This window comes from Ciceribacter sp. RN22 (assembly GCF_024054295.1).
GTDB lineage: Bacteria > Pseudomonadota > Alphaproteobacteria > Rhizobiales > Rhizobiaceae > Allorhizobium > Allorhizobium lividum.
In genome coordinates this window covers 2,606,828-2,624,273 of sequence record NZ_JAMXLD010000001.1, presented here as the reverse complement: position 1 = coordinate 2,624,273, position 17,446 = coordinate 2,606,828, and the positions used below count along the sequence as shown (strand labels likewise).

Below are 17,446 nucleotides of genomic sequence, written 5' to 3'. Positions count from 1 at the left end.
GCTCGGCACCGTTCGTCGCCGGCGGTTCCCTGTTTTGGAGCCGCCGGGTCGGTGCTTCATTGATGGCTAACGAAGTCGCGGATGCGACAATAGCGTGAAAGGCGATGAAAGGTAACGTGCCTTGCGTGCAAAGATGCAGCGGCGGGGTAGCCTCCCCCGCCGGGTCGGGGGAGGGGGCTCGCGGATCAGATGTTGTTCTGCAGTACCTTGCGGAGCTTGCCGAACAGTTCGTCGATCTGGTCCTTGGTGATGATCAGCGGCGGCGACAGCGCGATGATGTCGCCGGTGGTGCGGATCAGCAGCCCGTCTTCATAGGCCTTGAGGAAGGCGTTGAAGGCGCGCTTGGTCGGTTCGCCGGCGATCGGCGCGAGCTCGATTGCGCCGATGAGGCCGATATTGCGGATGTCGATCACGTTCGGGCAATCGCGCAGGGAATGGAGCTGTTCTTCCCAGTAGGGGGCGAGCTCGGAGGCGCGGGTGAGCAGGCCTTCGTCACGATAGGTGTTGAGCGTGCCGATGCCGGCCGCGGACGCGATCGGGTTGCCGGAATAGGTGTAGCCGTGGGCGAACTCGATGAGGTGCTCCGGGCCGGTCATGAAGGCGTCGTGGATCTCGGAGGTGACGAACACCGCACCCATCGGGATCACGCCGTTCGTAAGCCCCTTGGCGGTGGTGATGATGTCAGGCTTGACGTCGAAATACTGCGTCGCGAACGGCGTGCCGAGGCGGCCGAAGCCGGTAATGACTTCGTCGAAGATCAGCAGGATGCCGTACTTGTCGCAGATTTCGCGCAGGCGCTGCAGGTAACCCTTCGGCGGGATGAGGACGCCGGTGGAGCCGGCAACCGGCTCGACGATGACGGCCGCGATCGTCGAAGCGTCGTGCAGGTTGACCAGGCGTTCCAGATCGTCAGCGAGTTCTGCGCCGTATTCCGGCTGCCCCTTGGTGAAGGCGTTCTTGTCCGGCTGGTGGGTATGGCGGATGTGGTCGACGCCGGCGAGCAGCGTGCCGAACATCTTGCGGTTTCCGACGATACCGCCGACCGACATGCCGCCGAAGTTGATCCCGTGATAGCCACGTTCGCGGCCGATCAGGCGGGTGCGCGTACCTTCACCCTTCACGCGCTGGTAGGCGAGCGCGATCTTCAGCGCGGTGTCGACCGACTCCGAACCGGAATTGGTGTAGAAGACGTGGCTCATGCCGTCCGGGGCGATGTCGACCAGCCGGTTGGCGAGCTCGAAGGCCTTCGGGTGGCCGAGCTGGAAGGCCGGCGCGTAGTCGAGTTCGCCGGCCTGCTCGCGGATCGCCTCGGTGATCTGCGGACGGCAGTGGCCGGCGTTGACGCACCAGAGGCCGGCGGTGCCGTCGAGCACCTGCCGTCCGTCATGGGTCGTGTAGTACATATCCTTCGCCCCGACGAAGAGGCGCGGCGCTTTCTTGAACTGCCGGTTGGCGGTGAACGGCATCCAGAAGGCGCGCAGGTCGTTGGGGGTGGAAGTCAGGCGGTTGGACATGATGCTCTCCATGGCCGTTGATTTTGTGGGCGGCCATTTCCCGATTGGCTGCAAAACTGCCGAAAAAAGCGAATGGCAGGGCCAAATTATCAAGGCTTGGACAAGCGTCAACCCGGCATCACAAAACGTCATGGATGCCCTGTTCGGCGGTTATGGATGGGGGCGAAAATCGCTGGAAAGAACGGGTTTTGCCCGGACCCGCGAACGCCTTCGCCGCCTCGCCACCCGTCCTGCTGCAAAAAACAAAGGCCGGCAGATCGTGGATCTGCCGGCCAGGGTTATTAGCATGCTCGTCAGTCGAAATCGCCGCTGTATCGAGTTCAGGCGTTCATCGCCCTCTCGACAGCTTCTCTGTCCCCCTCATACGGGCTTCTTGGTTACGCGGCAGTCCTGTTAGTATTTGCCTCACAATAAATGTCTTCCAGCGTCTCCAGAATCTTGATGACGGATTCCGATGAGCTGGAATAGTAAATCGTCTGTGCGTCGCGCCGTGTCTTCACGAGCTTCTGGGCACGCAACTTCGACAGATGCTGGGACAGTGCCGACTGGCTCAACCCGACCTGGGTTGCGAGAACGCCAACCGGTACTTCCCCCTTCACCAGGCTGCAGAGAATCATCAATCGTTTGGGGTTCGCCATGGCCGACAGAAGTCCTGCTGCTACGGTCGATTGTTCGGACAATGATTTGGTCTTCATATGTTCAGTCTTCCCTATGCGCGGCACCTTCTGGTTGGAAATGTGCCGTCTACAATCAGTCAAATATGCCGCTGTAAAACTCTAGCGATCCGAGAAAAATTGTATATTCCTAAATTTAAGGTATCGGTTTTTCTGTATTAGTCAGGACTGATGACAAGTCCTTGCGCCTGGTAATTAAGCAACCGAATTCGTAACGAATGAGTGAATCGCCGCAAATGAGGTCTATGCCGGCCATGTCAAGCCCACAAAGCGCCCATTTTCCGGGCTTTTGGCCGCATTTTTGGGTGGCGATCGCGTTCGCCAGATTCGGGGCCATTTTAGCTAAATCTTGTAGTGCCTCTGCCTCGTGTCCGGCGATGTCTCCCGCCTCAGGAGCGACGATCCGGAAGTCTTCGCCGGTCAGCAGATAGGCGCGTCCGAAGCCGCCGTTGAGGCTTGCCGACTGGGGCACTAGCCGGAAGAAGCCGAAGTCGCCGAAGTCGATGTAGAGCGCGGACTTCGGATGGCGGGCGATGAAGCGCGCCCGCAACCGGTCGTGCTCGGGGCTGTCGCGATCGACGGCGTCGGCGAGGCACTGGACCGTTACGCGGGGATGGGCGAGGGGATCGCCCTTGCCGGGAACGCCGGCCAGCAGGGAGGCGCGCGGATCTTTCTTCAGGGCCCGCGTATGCGCCGAGAGCGCCGAGACAAGGATGACCGCAGAGCCGTCGGTGTCCGTGCCGAGCAGCACGCGGCTCACGAAGGGGAAGCCGGTCTCCGGGTCGAGGACGGCAAGGGCGACGTAACGGGCCGAGCGCAGCAGCCGGCGGGCGAGCCCGCGCGCCTCGTCGTCGGTTTCACGAATGACCGAAGGTTTGTCCGTCATGGTTTTCCTGCTCGCCTCTCTTCGTCGGAGGGACCGGGGGCAGTCATCCGTCGTCCATGCGGCGCGCAATGCGCGCCGGTGCCGCAGAAAGCTGCGACACCGACGTTGGTCTTCGAGCCGGTCAGCCTCTCTGCCGGTGCCTCGTCAGCCCGGCCACGATGTCTTCGGCGGAAATCGAGCCGACGACCGTGCCGTTGTCAACCACGCCGATTGCGCCAGGTTGACGCGCCATCGCGTCGAGGATGTCGACGAGCGGCGTTTCCGGTTTTGCCGTCCCCATCACCGCGTTGGGGGTGGCGGCGGCGTCGATGCCCATGCGCATGACGTCGCGGGCAGTCAGCATGTTGATCGGGTTCATGTGCTGGACGAAGTCGGCGACGTACTGGTCGGCCGGATTCTTGACGATCTCCTGCGGCGTGCCGCACTGGATGATACGTCCGCCCTCCATGATGGCGATGCGGTTGCCGATGCGGAACGCTTCGTCGAGGTCGTGGCTGACAAAGAGGATGGTCTTCTTCAGACGGCTCTGGAACTCGAGCAGCTCGTCCTGCAAGCGGTTGCGGATCAGCGGGTCAAGCGCGGAGAACGGCTCGTCCATCAGCAGGATCGGGGCGCCGGTGGCAAAGGCGCGGGCGAGACCGACGCGCTGCTGCATGCCGCCCGACAGTTCCTGCACCTTGCGGCCCGCCCAGGTGGTCAGGTTCACGAGCTCGAGCTGTTCGCCGACGATACGGCGGCGTTCGGCATCCGGGACACCGGCGAGTTCGAGACCGAAGCCGACGTTCTCGGCAACCGTGCGCCACGGCAGGAGGCCGAACTGCTGGAACACCATCGAGACGGAATGCATGCGCAGGTCGCGAAGTTCCGCCGGGTCGCACTTGTAGGGATTGGTGAACTTGCCCCTGTTGGAGACGCTGACGTCGCCGCGCACGACCGGCGCGAGCGCGTTGACGGCACGCAAGAGCGTCGACTTGCCGGAGCCCGAGAGCCCCATGAGCACCAGGATCTCGCCCTCTTCGATGGTGAGCGAGGCATCGGCGACGCCGAGCACCAGGCCGGTTTCGGCACCGATCTCGTCGCGCGTCTTGCCCTTGTCGACCAGCGCGAGCGCCCGTTCCGGATTGGCGCCGAAGACGATGGAGACGTTATCGAACTTGACCGCGGTCATCATGCGTCTCCTTCGTCGGAGGACCGGAATATACGGTCGAGAATAATGGCCAGGATGACGATGCAGAGACCGGAATCGAAGCCCTTGGCGATGTTGACGGTGTTCAGCGCGCGAACCACCGGCACGCCGAGGCCGCTTGCGCCGACGAGCGCGGCGATGACCACCATCGAGAGCGACAGCATGATGGTCTGCGTGAGGCCCGCCATGATCTGCGGCGTGGCGAATGGCAGCTCCACCTTCGTCAGCACCTGCGTCTTGGTGGCACCGAAGGCCTCGGCGGCTTCGACGAGCGACGGCGGCGTCGAGATAATGCCGAGACGGGTGAGGCGGATCGGTGCGGGAATAGCGAAGATGACGGTCGCGATGAGGCCCGGAACCATGCCGAGGCCGAAGAGGATGAGGGCCGGGATCAGGTAGACGAAGGTCGGGATCGTCTGCATGAGGTCGAGCATCGGGCGAACGCCGGCATAGAGCCACGGACGGCGCGCACAGGCGATGCCGATCGGAACGCCGACCACCATGGACACGCCGGTGGCTGCGAGCACCAGCGCCAGCGTTTCCATCGTCTCTTTCCAGTAGCCCTGGTTATAGATGACGAGGAGGCCGATGAGCGTGAAGGTCGCAACACCTGCGGAACGTCTGACGAACCAGGCGACCGCCGTGAAGACGAGGATCATGAGGAGCGGGTAGAAGTCTTCGAGCCCGGTTCCTTTCAGGTACGGCGCCTGCAGGACGACGAGCATGGCATTGATGGACGCGTTGAGGATCGCGGCAATCGCATCGAAGAAGATCTTAAGGTTGGTGGTCAGCCAAGCGACCACTTCCTTCGCTCCGACCCCGATCGGGATCTTGTAGTCGGTCAAGAAGTTCATGAATGTTCCCGGAATCTGGCGCCAAACAAACGCTCATAAAGCTCGCGCGGGAATGGTGCCATTCCCGCGCGTTTGTTTCAACGAACCGATCAGAAACCGATCGCCGACTTTGCCGCTGCCAGAGCGTCGCCGCCGTCCTTGGTGGTGACGCCGGCAAGCCAGGGTTCGACCGCCGAGCCGTTGGCCTTCAGCCATTCGGTCGCGGCTACTTCCGGGTCCTTGCCCTCATCGAGGATCTTGCCCATCACGACGTTTTCCATGTCGAGCGAGAAGACGAGGTTCTTCAGGAACTTGCCGACGTTCGGGCACTCGTCGAGATAGCCGGCGCGAACGTTGGTATAGACCGAGGCGCCGCCGAAGTTCGGGCCGAAGGTGTCGTCGCCACCCGTGAGGTACGTCAGCTTGAAGTTGGAGTTCATCGGGTGCGGAGCCCAGCCGAGGAAGACGACCGGTGCGCCTTCCTGTTCGGCGCGGGCGACCTGGGCGAGCATTCCCTGTTCCGAAGATTCCACCACTTCGAAGCCTTCGAGGCCGAAGTCGTTCTTTTCGATCATTTCGAGAACGAGCCGGTTGCCGTCATTGCCCGGCTCGATGCCGTAGATCTTGCCGTCGAGTTCGTCCTTGTGCTTGGCGATATCGCCGAAGTCCTTGATGCCGAGTTCGGCACCCTTGGCGTTGGTCGCGAGCGTGTACTTCGCGCCTTCCAGGTTCGGTCCGAAGGATTCGACGGACTTGTCGTCGATGTAAGGCTTGATGTCGTTGCTCTGGCTCGGCATCCAGTTGCCGAGGAACACGTCGATGTCCTTGTTCTTCATCGAGGTGTAGGTGACCGGGAGGGAGAGTACGGTCACCGAGGTCTCGTAGCCGAGCGCCTTGAGGATCACGGATGCCGTGGCGGTCGTCGAGGTGATGTCGGTCCAGCCGACGTCGGAGAAGCGGACAGGCGAACAGCTCGCCGGCTCGGCAGCGAAGGCCGAAGCGGTTCCGAGCGCAAACACGGCCGCAGCCGTGGCGATCGAAAGGCGGCGCAATTTGATTTTTTGCATTGGTGGTACTCCCTTTTGTTTTAATGTTCCCAAGTCAACATTCTATACACCACAAAAGCAAGCGCATCCGCGCGTTTGCGCCGTGCTCCCTACCCCCTTTGCGACGTCTCGACATTTATTTTCCCGCAAAGCGCGTCTGTCGCCGCCTCCGGAAAAAGCTGTGATTCTTCGCTCCACGGGCTTCCATCCGGCCGAGCTTTTTCCGAAAGGGGCTGCGACCGGAGACACAAGCATGGCAAAGCTCTATTTCAATTACGCATCGATGAACGCGGGCAAGTCCACGATGCTCCTGCAGGCCTCCTACAATTATCAGGAGCGCGGCATGCGCACGGTGATCTTCACCGCCGCCTTCGACGACCGCAGCGGTGCGGGCAAGGTGGCTTCGCGCATCGGGCTTTCGACGGATGCGCTGACCTTCGACGCCGGGACCGACCTCTACTGCGCAATCGAGGAACTTGCCGCCGAAGGGGCGATCGCCTGTGTCTTCATCGACGAGGCGCAATTCCTGACCGAGGCGCATGTCTGGCAGCTCGCGCGCGTCGCCGACCGGATGTCCGTCCCGGTGATGGCCTACGGGCTGAGGACCGATTTCCAGGGCCGGCTCTTTCCCGGCTCGATGGCGCTTCTGGCGCTCGCCGACGAACTGAGGGAAATACGCACCATCTGTCATTGCGGCCGCAAGGCGACGATGGCCGCCCGCTTCGATGCCGCAGGTAACCTCATCCGGGAGGGCGCGCAGATCGATGTCGGCGGCAACGAGAAGTATGATTCCTTCTGCCGCCGGCACTGGGACGAAAAATTCAATTGTGCCTGAGGTTTCCGCATCTGCCGTCGGATGCGTGTCGCCGCGGCAACCCGCCTCGTGGCAAAAGCCTTAAAATCGTCTATCTTCCGATCGTCACTGGCTACCCAGGGGCATCAACGACGTGGAGAGAGGTATTCTATGAAAATCAACTGTCTTGTCCTAGCCGCCGCGCTGGTCCTGCCTGCAGGTTTCGCCGCTGCCGACGGCGACCCGGTTGCCGGCGCCAAGGTCTTCAAACAATGCGCCGCCTGCCATACGGTCGACGGCAAGAACAAAGTCGGTCCGACGCTGCAGGGGGTGATCGGCCGTCCGGTCGCGACCGCTCAGGGGTTCAAGTATTCCAAGGCCATGACCGAATTCGGAGCTGACGGCAAGACCTGGACCGAGGAACTCCTGCAGTCCTACCTTCCCAAGCCGCGCGATCTCGTGAAGGGCACGACGATGACCTTCGTTGGCCTCAAGAAGGAAGACGATATCGAGAACGTCATCGCTTACCTGAAAGACCCGGCCGCCGCGCAGTAAGCCGCGCTGACGGCATTGGAGCTAAGCCCCGTCGCCGTTCGGTGGCGGGGTTTTTTGTTCGCGCGTGTTCCGGCACTCCGCGCGAGAGGGGCTGCGGCCAGCCGGAGCTGCGATGTCGGACCGGAGATTGCAGCTGATCTTTCGCAGCCTTACGTGGTAACCGTTGATCGGCGGCGAACCGCAGGGGAGGGAAGGACAATGGCGAAGCTCGAACTGTTCGACCGGAAAATCGAGACGGTCCGTGTCGCCCTCGGAGACCTGCGAGAAGAGACGGGGCAGTCGACCGCGGCACTCGCGAGGATCGCGGCCGCCGAAAGCAGGATGGAGGACGGCGAACTTGACGCGCAAGCCGCCCGTCTCGCCGAGACCATCCGTCGGCAGGAGGCGGTTGTCGCGACGATCGCCGAGCTCGTCCTCCGCCTCGACGAAGCGACCGGGGACACCGCTGTCGCCTTCGACGGCATGAAGCGGTTCACGCGTCTGGAGCACTTTGTCGCGTTCTTCTCGATACGGAAGGCCGGACGGATGCGTCATTCGCGCACGATGGAGCATTCGCTTGCCGCAAGGCTCGAGGACCTGCTTTCGAAATCCGGCGCGATCCTTCGCCTGATCGAGGAGGAGCGTGCGTTTGCCGCCGAGCAGCAGCAAAGAGCGGAGGGAGACCTCGTCCACCTGATCGAACGCCGGAAGGGGACGGCACGCCTGCTAGACCTAGCGGCGCGGCAGCCCGGCGAGTCCGGACTGTTCGCCGAGGACGCCCTGCTGGAACGCGCCACATCCATTTTCCGGGCGCTGGTCGAATCGTTGAACGACGGCATCGCCGCCATGCAGACACTGCTCAACAAGCTCGCGATCGACGGACAGCAACGACGTCTCCTCTGTCGGGCGGTCGAGGGCTGGGGCTTCGGCGGCTTCGCGCCGGGCGTGGCGGGCGAGATCCACGCCACAAGCCAGGGCGCGCAGACTGCACGTGAGATCCGGCGTCGCAAGACGCTCGCCGACGACGCCTTTGCTCGTCGTTTCGTCAGGCTTCTGGAAAAGCACGACGCGTCCGGCTAAGACTTCCGGCAGGGCGGCCACGTCGCGCGCGGCTGCGGTGTGTTCAGCGGTGTCGAACGACATCGCAAGGGAAAGGTTCAGGGGGACAAATGGCAAAGCTTGCATTGGGGCACGCACTCGGAAGCAATGGCGGCGGGGCGTCTGCCGGCGGCAGCGGGCGGGCGAGAATTTTGCTCTACGTCGGCGTCGCCGCGATCGTCGCGGTCATGGGGAGCAAGTCGTTCTATACGGTCGACGAAGGCGAGCGTGGCGTGATCCTGCGGATGGGGGCGGTGGTCGGCACCGCCGAGCCGGGGCTGGGTTTCAAGATCCCGTTCCTCGACCGGGTCGTGAAGATCAGCGTCCAGAGCCGTGCCCAGATCTACGAACAGGTGGAAACCTATTCCCGCGACCAGCAGGCTGCGACGATGAAGCTCTCCGTCAACTACCGGCTTCCGGCGAACGAGGTCGAGCGCATCTACGCCGAGTACGGTGGCGAGGACGGCGTGGTGCAGCGCCTGATCGACCGGCGCGTCTTCGAACAGGCGAAGAACGTCTTCGGCAAGTTCAACGCCGTGACCGCGATCCAGGAGCGTGTGCGACTGAATGCGGAAACGGAAACCGCGATCCGCGATGCGGTGAAGGGACCGGTCCTCATCGACAGCGTGCAGATCGAGAACATCGATTTTTCGGACGCTTACGAGCAATCGATCGAAAACCGCATGCTGGCCGAGGTCGAAGTGCAGAAGCTGCGACAGAACGCCGAGCGGGAAAAGGTGCAGGCGGAGATCACCGTGACCCAGGCGAACGCCCAGGCGCAGGCTGTGCGCGCGCAGGCGGAGGCGCAGGCGGCGGCGACGCGGCTTGCCGGCGAGGCGGAAGCTGACGCCATCCGGGCGAAGGGGGCGGCGCTGCGTGACAACCCGGCCCTGATCGACCTCATCGCTGCGGAGCGTTGGAACGGCCAGTTGCCGGCAACGATGATTCCGGGTTCAGCAGTCCCGTTCATCGGAACAAAATAGGGCGGGCGTCGGCCGCTTCCCGGACGCCGTGTCGCGCTTGGTCTCGGCGGAAGCTGCTTCTATGATGCTGTCAACGGCGATCGGCGGGTGCTTCGCCAGGCTGTTGCATCCCGCCCCGTCGAGACATATGTGCATGACGAGAGAAGCTCTCGCCATGGCTGCGACGGCACAAGGAGACGACCATGCTTGACCCGATCATTGCATTCTTCCATCGCGTCTTCAGCGCCGTCGGACGCGGTGTCGGATTGGTCGTCGCCGGTCTGCTCTGGCCGTTTCTCGCTGCTCACGGATGGTATTCGCGCCGCACCTGGCTGGTCAGGGGACCGATCCTCCTGCTCCTCGTCCTGCTGATCGGCCTTTATGGCCAGTTCTTCTGGCGCACGCAGGTCTGGTACAATTTCGATCCGGAATTCGTCCAGGCCTACAAGTTCGAGGAGCGCAAGCGTCCGGCCGGACAGCCGATCGCCGAGCAGCCCGGCGCTTGCGAGAACTCGGCGATCGTCAGCATCGTCTCCGATCTCACCGACGCCAACGTCAACAAGAACACGTGGATTTCCTCGACGCTGCTCTACAAGATCGGTTTCTTCGGCGTTGACTGGGATCACACGCCCTTCTTCGACAACAAGGCGTCCTTCCAGCGTGGTGTCAACCAGGTTGCCCGCCGCATGGCGATCGAACTCGTCGACAATCTCGGACGCGTGCGTGGCACTTCGAGCATCAACAACGATCTGCAGGAGGCCCGCGGCAACATCCAGTTCGACGAGGGTACCTGGTATTTCGGCACCAGTCCGTTCGGCTTCAAGACGCCGACCCCGAGCTTCTATCGCGCGGCGATCCGCAACTGGACGAAGTTCAACGCCGATCTTGCGGCCTGCAAGGCCGTCTTCGACCCGCGCGCCGACAACCTCGTCCAGCTCCTCGACCGCATGGCGAGCGATCTCGGCAGCACGTCCGACATCCTGCGCCGCCGTTCGGAGGAGTTCAATTCCGGCTGGTTCGATACGCGTGCCGACGACCGCTTCTGGTTTGCATACGGTCAGCTCTACGGCCAGTATGCCGTCCTGCGTGCGGCGCATGCCGACTTCGTCGACGTCATTCGGGACCGCAATCTGACGGCCATATGGTCGGAGATGGAAAAGCAATTGCAGGCGGCGCTCAGAATTCAGCCCGCGATCATCTCGAACGGCAGCGAGGACGGCTGGATCATGCCGACGCATCTCGCGACGATGGGCTTCTACATCCTGCGCGTCCGCTCGAACATGGTGGAACTGCGCTCGGTGCTCGATCGCTGAGGCGGCCTTCCTTCAGCGCGGCGCTGGTTGTCTGCAGGATCGGGAGGACGGAAAGCCGTCAGATCAGTTTCAGCCGGATCGCCTTGGCGACAAGCTGTGTGCGGTTTACGCAGTCGAGCTTCTTGATCGCGTTCATCATGTAGGCGTTGACCGTGTGGTCGGAGAGGGAGAGGATCTGTCCGATCTCGACCGAGGTCTTTCCTTGCGCAGTCCAGCGAAGCACTTCGAGTTCACGCGCCGAGAGAAGGTTGGCGCAGGCCTTTTCGGCGCGGCGGATGCGGTCGAACACGTCGAAGGCCTGCAGCGTGATCATGCCGAGTTCGTTGATTTCGGCCTGGGTCAGCGGCAGGCGGCTTCCATCGTAACGGAAGAAATAGCGACTGGAATCGACCGAGGTCAGCGGAAAGACGAGACCCATCTTCAGTCCGTACTTCCTGAGCAGATCGAACATCGCCTGCGGGAAGTCGAAATCGCAGGCGCCGTCGTCGTCGACGGTCCAGCATTGCGGCATCACCGACCGGCTGAGTTGCGGCAGGACCGGGCAGTAGCGTAGCAGACGGTTGCAGTCGAACTCGCGGATGTACTGTGCGGGAAGGGTGGTTTCGAGGAAATGCGGAGCCAGGAACTCGTCATCCGGAGACGGGACGGTCAGCACGGAGAAATGCTGCAGCCCGAACCGCTCTGCGACCCGCATCATGCACTCCATGAATCCGGAACGTGTCTCGATGCTTGAAATTTCGCTGCTGAGGAGCGACTGGCGTTGGGCGGCTATCATCTGCGCGGGTTCGAATTAGACCTGTTAGAATGTTAACTTTAGCGAATATAGCAGAATGATTAAAAAGTCAGCTTTTTTTACCGCTGTCGCCGGCAGTGACGGGAATAATTTCGGGAAGCTTCGATTTATCGTTAAATCACAATATGTTATCTTTTCTATATGTCAGACGGGAAGGAGTGAGCCCGCTTTGACTTCCTCCATGACGGCATAGGTGTGCGTCTCGCGCACGCCCGGGAGTGGCAGAATCACTTCGGATAGAAACTGCCGGTAGGCCTCCATGCCGGCGACGCGTGCCTTGACGAGATAATCGAAGCCGCCGGCGACCATGTGGCATTCGATCACATCGTCGCTGCGCTTCACCGCCGCCGCGAAAGCGTCGAAGACATCGGGTGTGGTGCGGTCGAGCTTGACTTCGATGAAGACGAGCAGGCTGCGCCCGAGTTTCTGCGGCGAAAGGATCGCCATGTAACCGGTGATGAAGCCGTCGCGGGTCAGTCTCTTGACCCGCTCCGCCGTGGCTGTGGGCGAAAGGCTCACACGTTCGGCCAGTTCGATATTGGTGAGCCGGCCCTCCTGCTGGAGGGCGCGGAGGATCTTGCGGTCGAGGCGGTCAAGCTCTTTCATTGTTCCCTATAGATGCCGATATTCGTGGACATTTTCTCTGAGTGTATATCAAAATATGGCGAGTATCGCTAGTATGTCGTCGATATGTTGCCGATAACACGGAGGTGACAATGATCAACGCAGACATGCCCGCAGTTCCGCCCTTCAGCGCCCCCTTTGCCGGCGACGACGACGCTCTTCTCGGGCAACTTGCCGCGGAACTTTCCTTCACGCCTGCCCAGAATGCCGCCATCGATCGGCGTGCGACGCGCTTCGTCGAAGCGATCCGCGACAATTCCGGCTCGATCGGCGGGGTGGAGGATTTTCTGCGCGAATACGGGCTTTCCACCCGCGAGGGGCTGGCGCTGATGGTGCTGGCCGAGGCGCTGCTGCGCGTGCCGGATGCCCTGACGCAGGACCGGCTGATCGAGGACAAGTTGAAGGAAGGCGGCTGGAGCGAACATGAGGCGCATGGCGACAGCTGGTTCGTTTCGGCGTCCGCCTGGGCGCTCGGCCTGTCCGCCCGCGTCATCCGTCCGGGCGAGACGCCGGAAGGCGTCGTGCGCGGCCTCGTCAAGCGGCTCGGGCTTCCGACGGTGCGCAGCGCCACCAAGCAGGCGATGCGGTTCCTCGGTCATCACTTCGTACTCGGGGAGACGATGAAGGATGCGTTGTCGCGTGCGGCCAAGAGCGAGGAGAAGGGCTATCGCCATTCCTTCGACATGCTGGGCGAGGGCGCGCGGACCTCGGCCGACGCCAAGCGCTACTTCCAGTCCTATGCCGAGGCGATCGAGGCGATCGGCGCCTTCATGGCGAAGCACGGCAAGGGCAAGCGGCTGCCCGACCGTATGGGCATCTCGGTCAAGCTCTCGGCGCTGCATCCGCGCTATCTCGCGACCCATCACGACCGCGTCATGCGCGAACTGGTGCCCGACCTCCTGAAGCTCGCGCAGATGGCCAAGGCCCACGAGCTCAACTTCACCGTCGATGCGGAAGAGGCCGACCGGCTGGAACTGTCGCTCGACGTGATCGCCGCCGTCTTCGCCGATCCCTCGCTTGCCGGCTGGGACGGTTTCGGTCTGGCGATCCAGTCCTATCAGAAGCGCGCGCCCGAGGTGATCGACTACATCGACGCTCTCTGCGCGGCCCATGGCCGGCGGATGATGGTTCGCCTCGTCAAGGGCGCCTACTGGGATACCGAGATCAAGCGTGCGCAGGAGCGGGGGCTCGACGACTATCCGGTCTGGACGCGCAAGCCGGCGACGGACCTCGCCTATCTCGCCTGCGCGAGCCGGCTGCTCGCCAAGCGGGCACGCATCTTCCCGCAATTTGCGACCCACAATGCGCTGACCGTCTCGACTATCCTCGAACTTGCCGGCGCCGACCGCTCCGGCTTCGAGTTCCAGCGCCTCCACGGCATGGGCGAGGCGCTCTACAACAGCCTTCTCTCCGGCGAGGATCGCGTCGCCTGCCGCATCTACGCACCGGTCGGTGGCTACCGCGACCTGCTCGCCTACCTCGTCCGTCGCCTGCTGGAGAACGGCGCCAATTCCTCCTTCGTCGCCGTTGCCGGCGACAAGAACGTGCCGGTCGCAACGCTGCTGGAACGGCCGGCGGAGCGGCTCGGACTCGATGAGGGGCGCAGTGTCCGCCATAGCCAGATCCCGCGGCCGCTGCAGATCTACGGCGCCCGAAAGAACAGCGCCGGCTTCGAATTCGGCCATCGCGAGAGCCTCGCGCAACTGGTGAAGGAACTCTCCGCCGCGCGTTTCGACATCGCGGCCGTGCCGCTGGTGCCGGGCGTGGCGCCGGCCGGCGAAGCGCAGCCGGTGCTCTCTCCCGCGGACCGGTCGCGCCGCATCGGCACGGTGGTGAACGCCACCGCCGCCGACGTCGACAAGGCGTTCGTTGCCGCCCGCAAGGGCTTTGCCGCGTGGTCGCGCGAGCCGGTCGAGACGCGGGCCGCCTGCCTCGAACGGATGGCGGAGCTTCTGGAAGCCGATCGCATCCGGTTCGTCGCGCTGCTTTCCGCGGAGGCGGGCAAGACGCTCGACGACGGCATTGCCGAGGTGCGCGAGGCGATCGATTTCTGCCGCTACTACGCCGGCGAGGCGCGGCGGCTCTTCGCCGAGCCCGAAGCGATGCCCGGCCCGACCGGCGAGGACAACCGGCTGCTCTGGCGCGGCCGCGGCGTGTTCGCCTGCATTTCGCCGTGGAACTTCCCGCTGGCGATCTTCCTCGGACAGGTGTCGGCGGCGCTCGTCGCCGGCAACGCGGTGCTCGCCAAGCCCGCGCCGCAGACGCCGCTCGTCGCCTACGAGGCGGTCCGGCTCTTCCACAGGGCCGGCGTTCCGGCCGACGTACTCTGCCTGCTGCCGGGCGCCGGCGAAGTCGGCGCGGCGATCGCCGCCCATCCGAAGCTCGGCGGCCTCGCCTTCACCGGCTCCACCGCGACCGCCCAGGCGATCAACCGCTCGCTCGCCGCCAAGAACGGCCCGATCGTGCCGCTGATTGCCGAAACCGGCGGCATCAACGCGATGATCGTCGATGCGACCGCGCTCGGCGAGCAGGTCGCCGACGATGTGGTGATGTCGGCCTTCCGCTCGGCCGGCCAGCGCTGCTCGGCGCTCAGGATCCTCTACCTGCAGGAGGATATCGCCGACGGCATGCTGGAAATGATCGAAGGGGCGGCGCGCGAGTTGAACCTCGGCGATCCGGCACGGATCACCACCGATGTCGGCCCGGTGATCGACGAGAAACAGCAGGCGATGCTGACCGGCCACATCGAGGACATGCGCAAGGGCCAGAAGGTCCGCTATGCCGGGACGGTTCCGAATACGGGCGTCTTCGTCGCCCCGCACATCATCGAGCTCGACCGGCCGGAGGCGCTCACCAAGGAAGTCTTCGGTCCCGTCCTGCACGTCGTGCGCTGGAAGGCGAAGGACTTGCCGAAGGTCGTCGAGGCGATCGCCGCGACCGGCTACGGCCTGACGCTCGGCGTCCACAGCCGCATCGAGGCGACGGTGCGGACCGTTGCCGAAGCGCTCGACGCCGGCAATGTCTACGTCAACCGCAACATGATCGGCGCGGTCGTCGGCACCCAGCCCTTCGGCGGCTCGGGCCTTTCCGGCACCGGCTTCAAGGCGGGCGGTCCGGCCTACCTGATGCGTTTTGCGCAGGAGCAGGTGATCTCGGTCAACACGGCGGCCGCCGGCGGCAATGCGAGCCTGATCGCCATCGGCGAGGGCTGAGGACAAAACCGGTCGCCCGGCTCCCGGGCGACCTCTCTCCGATACGTGGGCCTGCGCCATTTGGTCCCGAAATCGTCGCCCGGAAATGCTTGCTGGGGTGCCGTTCGCCGGTTAAGGATCAGGTATATCACGCCGTTTTCGTGCAGGCGGAGAGCGCCTTGCCCGGTTTCAGGACGTGAGACAACGGGGAGGGGTGTGCATGACCGGAATGAAATCGGACATCGAGATCGCGCGTGCGGCGGCAAAGAAGCCGATCACCGAGATCGGGGCGAAGCTCGGCATTCCGCCGGAGAAGCTCGTTCCCTACGGCCACGACAAGGCGAAGGTTTCCGCCGATTTCATCAAGTCGCTTTCCTCCCGGCCGGACGGCAAGCTCATCCTCGTCACCGCGATCAACCCGACGCCGGCCGGCGAGGGCAAGACCACGACCACCGTCGGCCTCGTCGACGGTTTGAACCGCATCGGCCGGAACGCCATGGTCTGCATTCGCGAAGCCTCCCTCGGACCCTGTTTCGGGGTGAAGGGCGGGGCGGCCGGCGGCGGCTATGCGCAGATCGTGCCGATGGAGGACATGAACCTCCATTTCACCGGTGATTTCCACGCGATCACCTCGGCGCACAACCTGCTTTCCGCGCTCATCGACAACCACATCTACTGGGGCAACGAGCAGCAGATCGACAGCCGCCGCGTGACCTGGCGCCGCGTCATGGACATGAACGACCGGGCCTTGCGCGAGATCGTCTGCTCGCTCGGCGGTGTGGCGAACGGCTATCCGCGGGAGACGGGCTTCGACATCACGGTCGCTTCCGAGGTGATGGCGATCCTCTGCCTCGCCGAGGACCTCGCCGACCTCGAACACCGCCTCGGCGAGATCATCATCGGCTACCGTCGCGACAAGAGCCCGGTGCGTGCCCGCGACATCAAGGCCGACGGCGCCATGGCGGTGCTCCTCAAAGACGCCATGCAGCCGAACCTCGTGCAGACGCTCGAGAACAATCCCGCCTTCGTGCACGGCGGCCCCTTCGCCAACATCGCCCACGGCTGCAATTCGGTGGTCGCCACCCGCACGGCGCTGAAGCTCGCCGACTACGTGGTGACCGAGGCGGGCTTCGGCGCCGACCTCGGGGCGGAGAAATTCTTCGACATCAAGTGCCGCAAGGCCGGCCTGCAGCCGGCGGCGGCGGTGATCGTCGCGACCGTCCGGGCGCTCAAGATGAACGGCGGGGTGAAGAAGGACGATCTCGGGCAGGAGAATGTGGACGCCGTCGTCGCCGGCGCGGAAAACCTCGCCCGCCATATCGAGAACGTCCGCAAGTTCGGCGTTCCGGTGGTCGTCGCGATCAACCATTTCGGCTCGGACACCGAGGCCGAGATCGAGGCGGTCAAGCGCTGCGCCGCCCGCCAGGGCGCCGAGGCGATCCTCTGCCGGCACTGGGCGGAGGGCTCCGCCGGCATCACCGAGCTCGCCGCGCGGGTGGCCGATCTGGCCGATGCCGGCACTGCGCATTTCTCGCCGCTCTATCCCGACAAGCTGCCGCTCTTCGAGAAGATCGAGCGCATCGCCCGCGACATCTACCGCGCCGGCGAGGTGACCGCCGACAAGCAGGTGCGCGAGCAATTGCGGCTCTGGGAGGAGCAGGGCTATGGCGGGCTGCCGGTCTGCATCGCCAAGACCCAGTATTCCTTCTCCACCGATCCCGGCCTTCGCGGCGCGCCGGAGGGCCATGTCGTCAACGTGCGGGAGGTGCGGCTTTCCGCCGGCGCCGGCTTCGTCGTGGCGATCACCGGCGAGATCATGACCATGCCCGGCCTGCCGCAATCCCCCGCCGCCGAGCGGATTTTTCTCAATGAGCAGGGGTATATCGAGGGGCTGTTCTGAGGGGGAGGGCCTTCATGTCGGTCGTTCAGGTCATCTCGGCAAAACCCAAGATGGACTCTGTCCAATCGAGTGACGCATCAGTTTACGCATACGGCGGGA

General features: G+C 63.7%; 16 protein-coding genes. 8 read left to right on the top strand and 8 right to left on the bottom strand.

Annotation, left to right across the window (positions count from 1 at the left end):
• Window positions 1-185: 185 nt before the first annotated feature.
• A complete protein-coding gene (locus NHF53_RS12815; RefSeq protein ID WP_252834494.1) occupies window positions 186-1,514 on the bottom strand; it encodes an aspartate aminotransferase family protein in 1,329 nt (442 codons plus the stop codon).
• On the opposite strand from NHF53_RS12815, the gene NHF53_RS12810 reads away from it, so the two are divergent.
• On the top strand, window positions 1,513-1,911 hold the full coding sequence (locus NHF53_RS12810; protein WP_252834493.1) for a hypothetical protein: 399 nt from the start codon (window positions 1,513-1,515) through the stop codon (window positions 1,909-1,911). The two genes, NHF53_RS12815 and NHF53_RS12810, sit on opposite strands and share 2 nt — an antisense overlap.
• Here the strand turns inward: NHF53_RS12810 and NHF53_RS12805 are convergent.
• The 5 genes from NHF53_RS12805 to NHF53_RS12785 all read right to left on the bottom strand — a co-directional run bounded on the left by NHF53_RS12805 (window position 1,892) and on the right by NHF53_RS12785 (window position 6,160).
• Window positions 1,892-2,209: a helix-turn-helix transcriptional regulator gene (locus NHF53_RS12805; RefSeq protein ID WP_114361267.1), complete on the bottom strand. Its 318-nt coding sequence runs from the start codon at window positions 2,207-2,209 to the stop codon at window positions 1,892-1,894. The two genes, NHF53_RS12810 and NHF53_RS12805, sit on opposite strands and share 20 nt — an antisense overlap.
• A 115-nt stretch (window positions 2,210-2,324) precedes the next feature.
• Window positions 2,325-3,074 carry a HugZ family protein gene (locus NHF53_RS12800; protein WP_252834492.1) on the bottom strand — a complete coding sequence of 250 codons (750 nt, stop codon included), beginning with the start codon at window positions 3,072-3,074 and terminating at the stop codon, window positions 2,325-2,327.
• A gap of 121 nt (window positions 3,075-3,195) precedes the next feature.
• Window positions 3,196-4,242: a choline ABC transporter ATP-binding protein gene (choV, locus tag NHF53_RS12795; protein ID WP_252834491.1), complete on the bottom strand. Its 1,047-nt coding sequence runs from the start codon at window positions 4,240-4,242 to the stop codon at window positions 3,196-3,198.
• Window positions 4,242-5,114, bottom strand: a complete 873-nt coding sequence (choW, locus tag NHF53_RS12790) for a choline ABC transporter permease subunit (protein ID WP_114361270.1) — start codon at window positions 5,112-5,114, stop codon at window positions 4,242-4,244. The genes choV and choW overlap by 1 nt, the downstream gene beginning before the upstream one ends.
• Window positions 5,115-5,203: 89 nt before the next feature.
• A complete protein-coding gene (locus NHF53_RS12785; RefSeq protein WP_252834490.1) occupies window positions 5,204-6,160 on the bottom strand; it encodes a choline ABC transporter substrate-binding protein in 957 nt (318 codons plus the stop codon).
• Between the two features lie 232 nt (window positions 6,161-6,392).
• Here NHF53_RS12785 and NHF53_RS12780 point away from each other — a divergent pair, with 232 nt between their 5' ends.
• From NHF53_RS12780 to NHF53_RS12760, 5 genes are all read left to right on the top strand, one after another.
• On the top strand, window positions 6,393-6,974 hold the full coding sequence (locus tag NHF53_RS12780; RefSeq protein WP_252834489.1) for a thymidine kinase: 582 nt from the start codon (window positions 6,393-6,395) through the stop codon (window positions 6,972-6,974).
• A 129-nt stretch (window positions 6,975-7,103) separates the two neighbouring features.
• Window positions 7,104-7,487, top strand: coding sequence for a cytochrome c family protein (locus tag NHF53_RS12775; RefSeq protein WP_252834488.1), 384 nt, complete (start codon window positions 7,104-7,106; stop codon window positions 7,485-7,487).
• Between the two features lie 198 nt (window positions 7,488-7,685).
• The gene (locus tag NHF53_RS12770; protein ID WP_252834487.1) at window positions 7,686-8,546 is read left to right on the top strand and encodes a hypothetical protein; all 861 of its coding nucleotides are present in this window, start codon (window positions 7,686-7,688) and stop codon (window positions 8,544-8,546) included.
• Between the two features lie 206 nt (window positions 8,547-8,752).
• On the top strand, window positions 8,753-9,547 hold the full coding sequence (locus NHF53_RS12765) for a prohibitin family protein (protein ID WP_114361796.1): 795 nt from the start codon (window positions 8,753-8,755) through the stop codon (window positions 9,545-9,547).
• A gap of 182 nt (window positions 9,548-9,729) precedes the next feature.
• Window positions 9,730-10,839 carry a DUF2333 family protein gene (locus NHF53_RS12760; protein WP_252834486.1) on the top strand — a complete coding sequence of 370 codons (1,110 nt, stop codon included), beginning with the start codon at window positions 9,730-9,732 and terminating at the stop codon, window positions 10,837-10,839.
• A 58-nt stretch (window positions 10,840-10,897) separates the two neighbouring features.
• Here the strand turns inward: NHF53_RS12760 and NHF53_RS12755 are convergent, their stop codons facing one another.
• Window positions 10,898-11,614: a LuxR family transcriptional regulator gene (locus NHF53_RS12755; protein ID WP_252834485.1), complete on the bottom strand. Its 717-nt coding sequence runs from the start codon at window positions 11,612-11,614 to the stop codon at window positions 10,898-10,900.
• Between the two features lie 162 nt (window positions 11,615-11,776).
• Complete coding sequence (locus NHF53_RS12750; RefSeq protein WP_114361276.1) at window positions 11,777-12,238, bottom strand: Lrp/AsnC ligand binding domain-containing protein; 462 nt, start codon at window positions 12,236-12,238, stop codon at window positions 11,777-11,779.
• 110 nt (window positions 12,239-12,348) lie between these two features.
• On the opposite strand from NHF53_RS12750, the gene putA reads away from it, so the two are divergent.
• On the top strand, window positions 12,349-15,468 hold the full coding sequence (gene putA, locus NHF53_RS12745; protein WP_252834484.1) for a bifunctional proline dehydrogenase/L-glutamate gamma-semialdehyde dehydrogenase PutA: 3,120 nt from the start codon (window positions 12,349-12,351) through the stop codon (window positions 15,466-15,468).
• A 199-nt stretch (window positions 15,469-15,667) separates the two neighbouring features.
• Window positions 15,668-17,347: a formate--tetrahydrofolate ligase gene (locus NHF53_RS12740; protein WP_252834483.1), complete on the top strand. Its 1,680-nt coding sequence runs from the start codon at window positions 15,668-15,670 to the stop codon at window positions 17,345-17,347.
• Window positions 17,348-17,446 lie beyond the last annotated feature (99 nt).

Bases quoted from the DNA above. Each gene is read 5' to 3' on its own strand.
- NHF53_RS12810 (WP_252834493.1), top strand. From the start codon at position 1,513: ATGATGCTCTCCATGGCCGTTGATTTTGTGGGCGGCCATTTCCCGATT.
- NHF53_RS12815 (WP_252834494.1), bottom strand. From the start codon at position 1,514: ATGTCCAACCGCCTGACTTCCACCCCCAACGACCTGCGCGCCTTCTGG.
- NHF53_RS12805 (WP_114361267.1), bottom strand. From the start codon at position 2,209: ATGAAGACCAAATCATTGTCCGAACAATCGACCGTAGCAGCAGGACTT.
- NHF53_RS12800 (WP_252834492.1), bottom strand. From the start codon at position 3,074: ATGACGGACAAACCTTCGGTCATTCGTGAAACCGACGACGAGGCGCGC.
- choV (WP_252834491.1), bottom strand. From the start codon at position 4,242: ATGACCGCGGTCAAGTTCGATAACGTCTCCATCGTCTTCGGCGCCAAT.
- choW (WP_114361270.1), bottom strand. From the start codon at position 5,114: ATGAACTTCTTGACCGACTACAAGATCCCGATCGGGGTCGGAGCGAAG.
- NHF53_RS12785 (WP_252834490.1), bottom strand. From the start codon at position 6,160: ATGCAAAAAATCAAATTGCGCCGCCTTTCGATCGCCACGGCTGCGGCC.
- NHF53_RS12780 (WP_252834489.1), top strand. From the start codon at position 6,393: ATGGCAAAGCTCTATTTCAATTACGCATCGATGAACGCGGGCAAGTCC.
- NHF53_RS12775 (WP_252834488.1), top strand. From the start codon at position 7,104: ATGAAAATCAACTGTCTTGTCCTAGCCGCCGCGCTGGTCCTGCCTGCA.
- NHF53_RS12770 (WP_252834487.1), top strand. From the start codon at position 7,686: ATGGCGAAGCTCGAACTGTTCGACCGGAAAATCGAGACGGTCCGTGTC.
- NHF53_RS12765 (WP_114361796.1), top strand. From the start codon at position 8,753: ATGGGGAGCAAGTCGTTCTATACGGTCGACGAAGGCGAGCGTGGCGTG.
- NHF53_RS12760 (WP_252834486.1), top strand. From the start codon at position 9,730: ATGCTTGACCCGATCATTGCATTCTTCCATCGCGTCTTCAGCGCCGTC.
- NHF53_RS12755 (WP_252834485.1), bottom strand. From the start codon at position 11,614: ATGATAGCCGCCCAACGCCAGTCGCTCCTCAGCAGCGAAATTTCAAGC.
- NHF53_RS12750 (WP_114361276.1), bottom strand. From the start codon at position 12,238: ATGAAAGAGCTTGACCGCCTCGACCGCAAGATCCTCCGCGCCCTCCAG.
- putA (WP_252834484.1), top strand. From the start codon at position 12,349: ATGATCAACGCAGACATGCCCGCAGTTCCGCCCTTCAGCGCCCCCTTT.
- NHF53_RS12740 (WP_252834483.1), top strand. From the start codon at position 15,668: ATGACCGGAATGAAATCGGACATCGAGATCGCGCGTGCGGCGGCAAAG.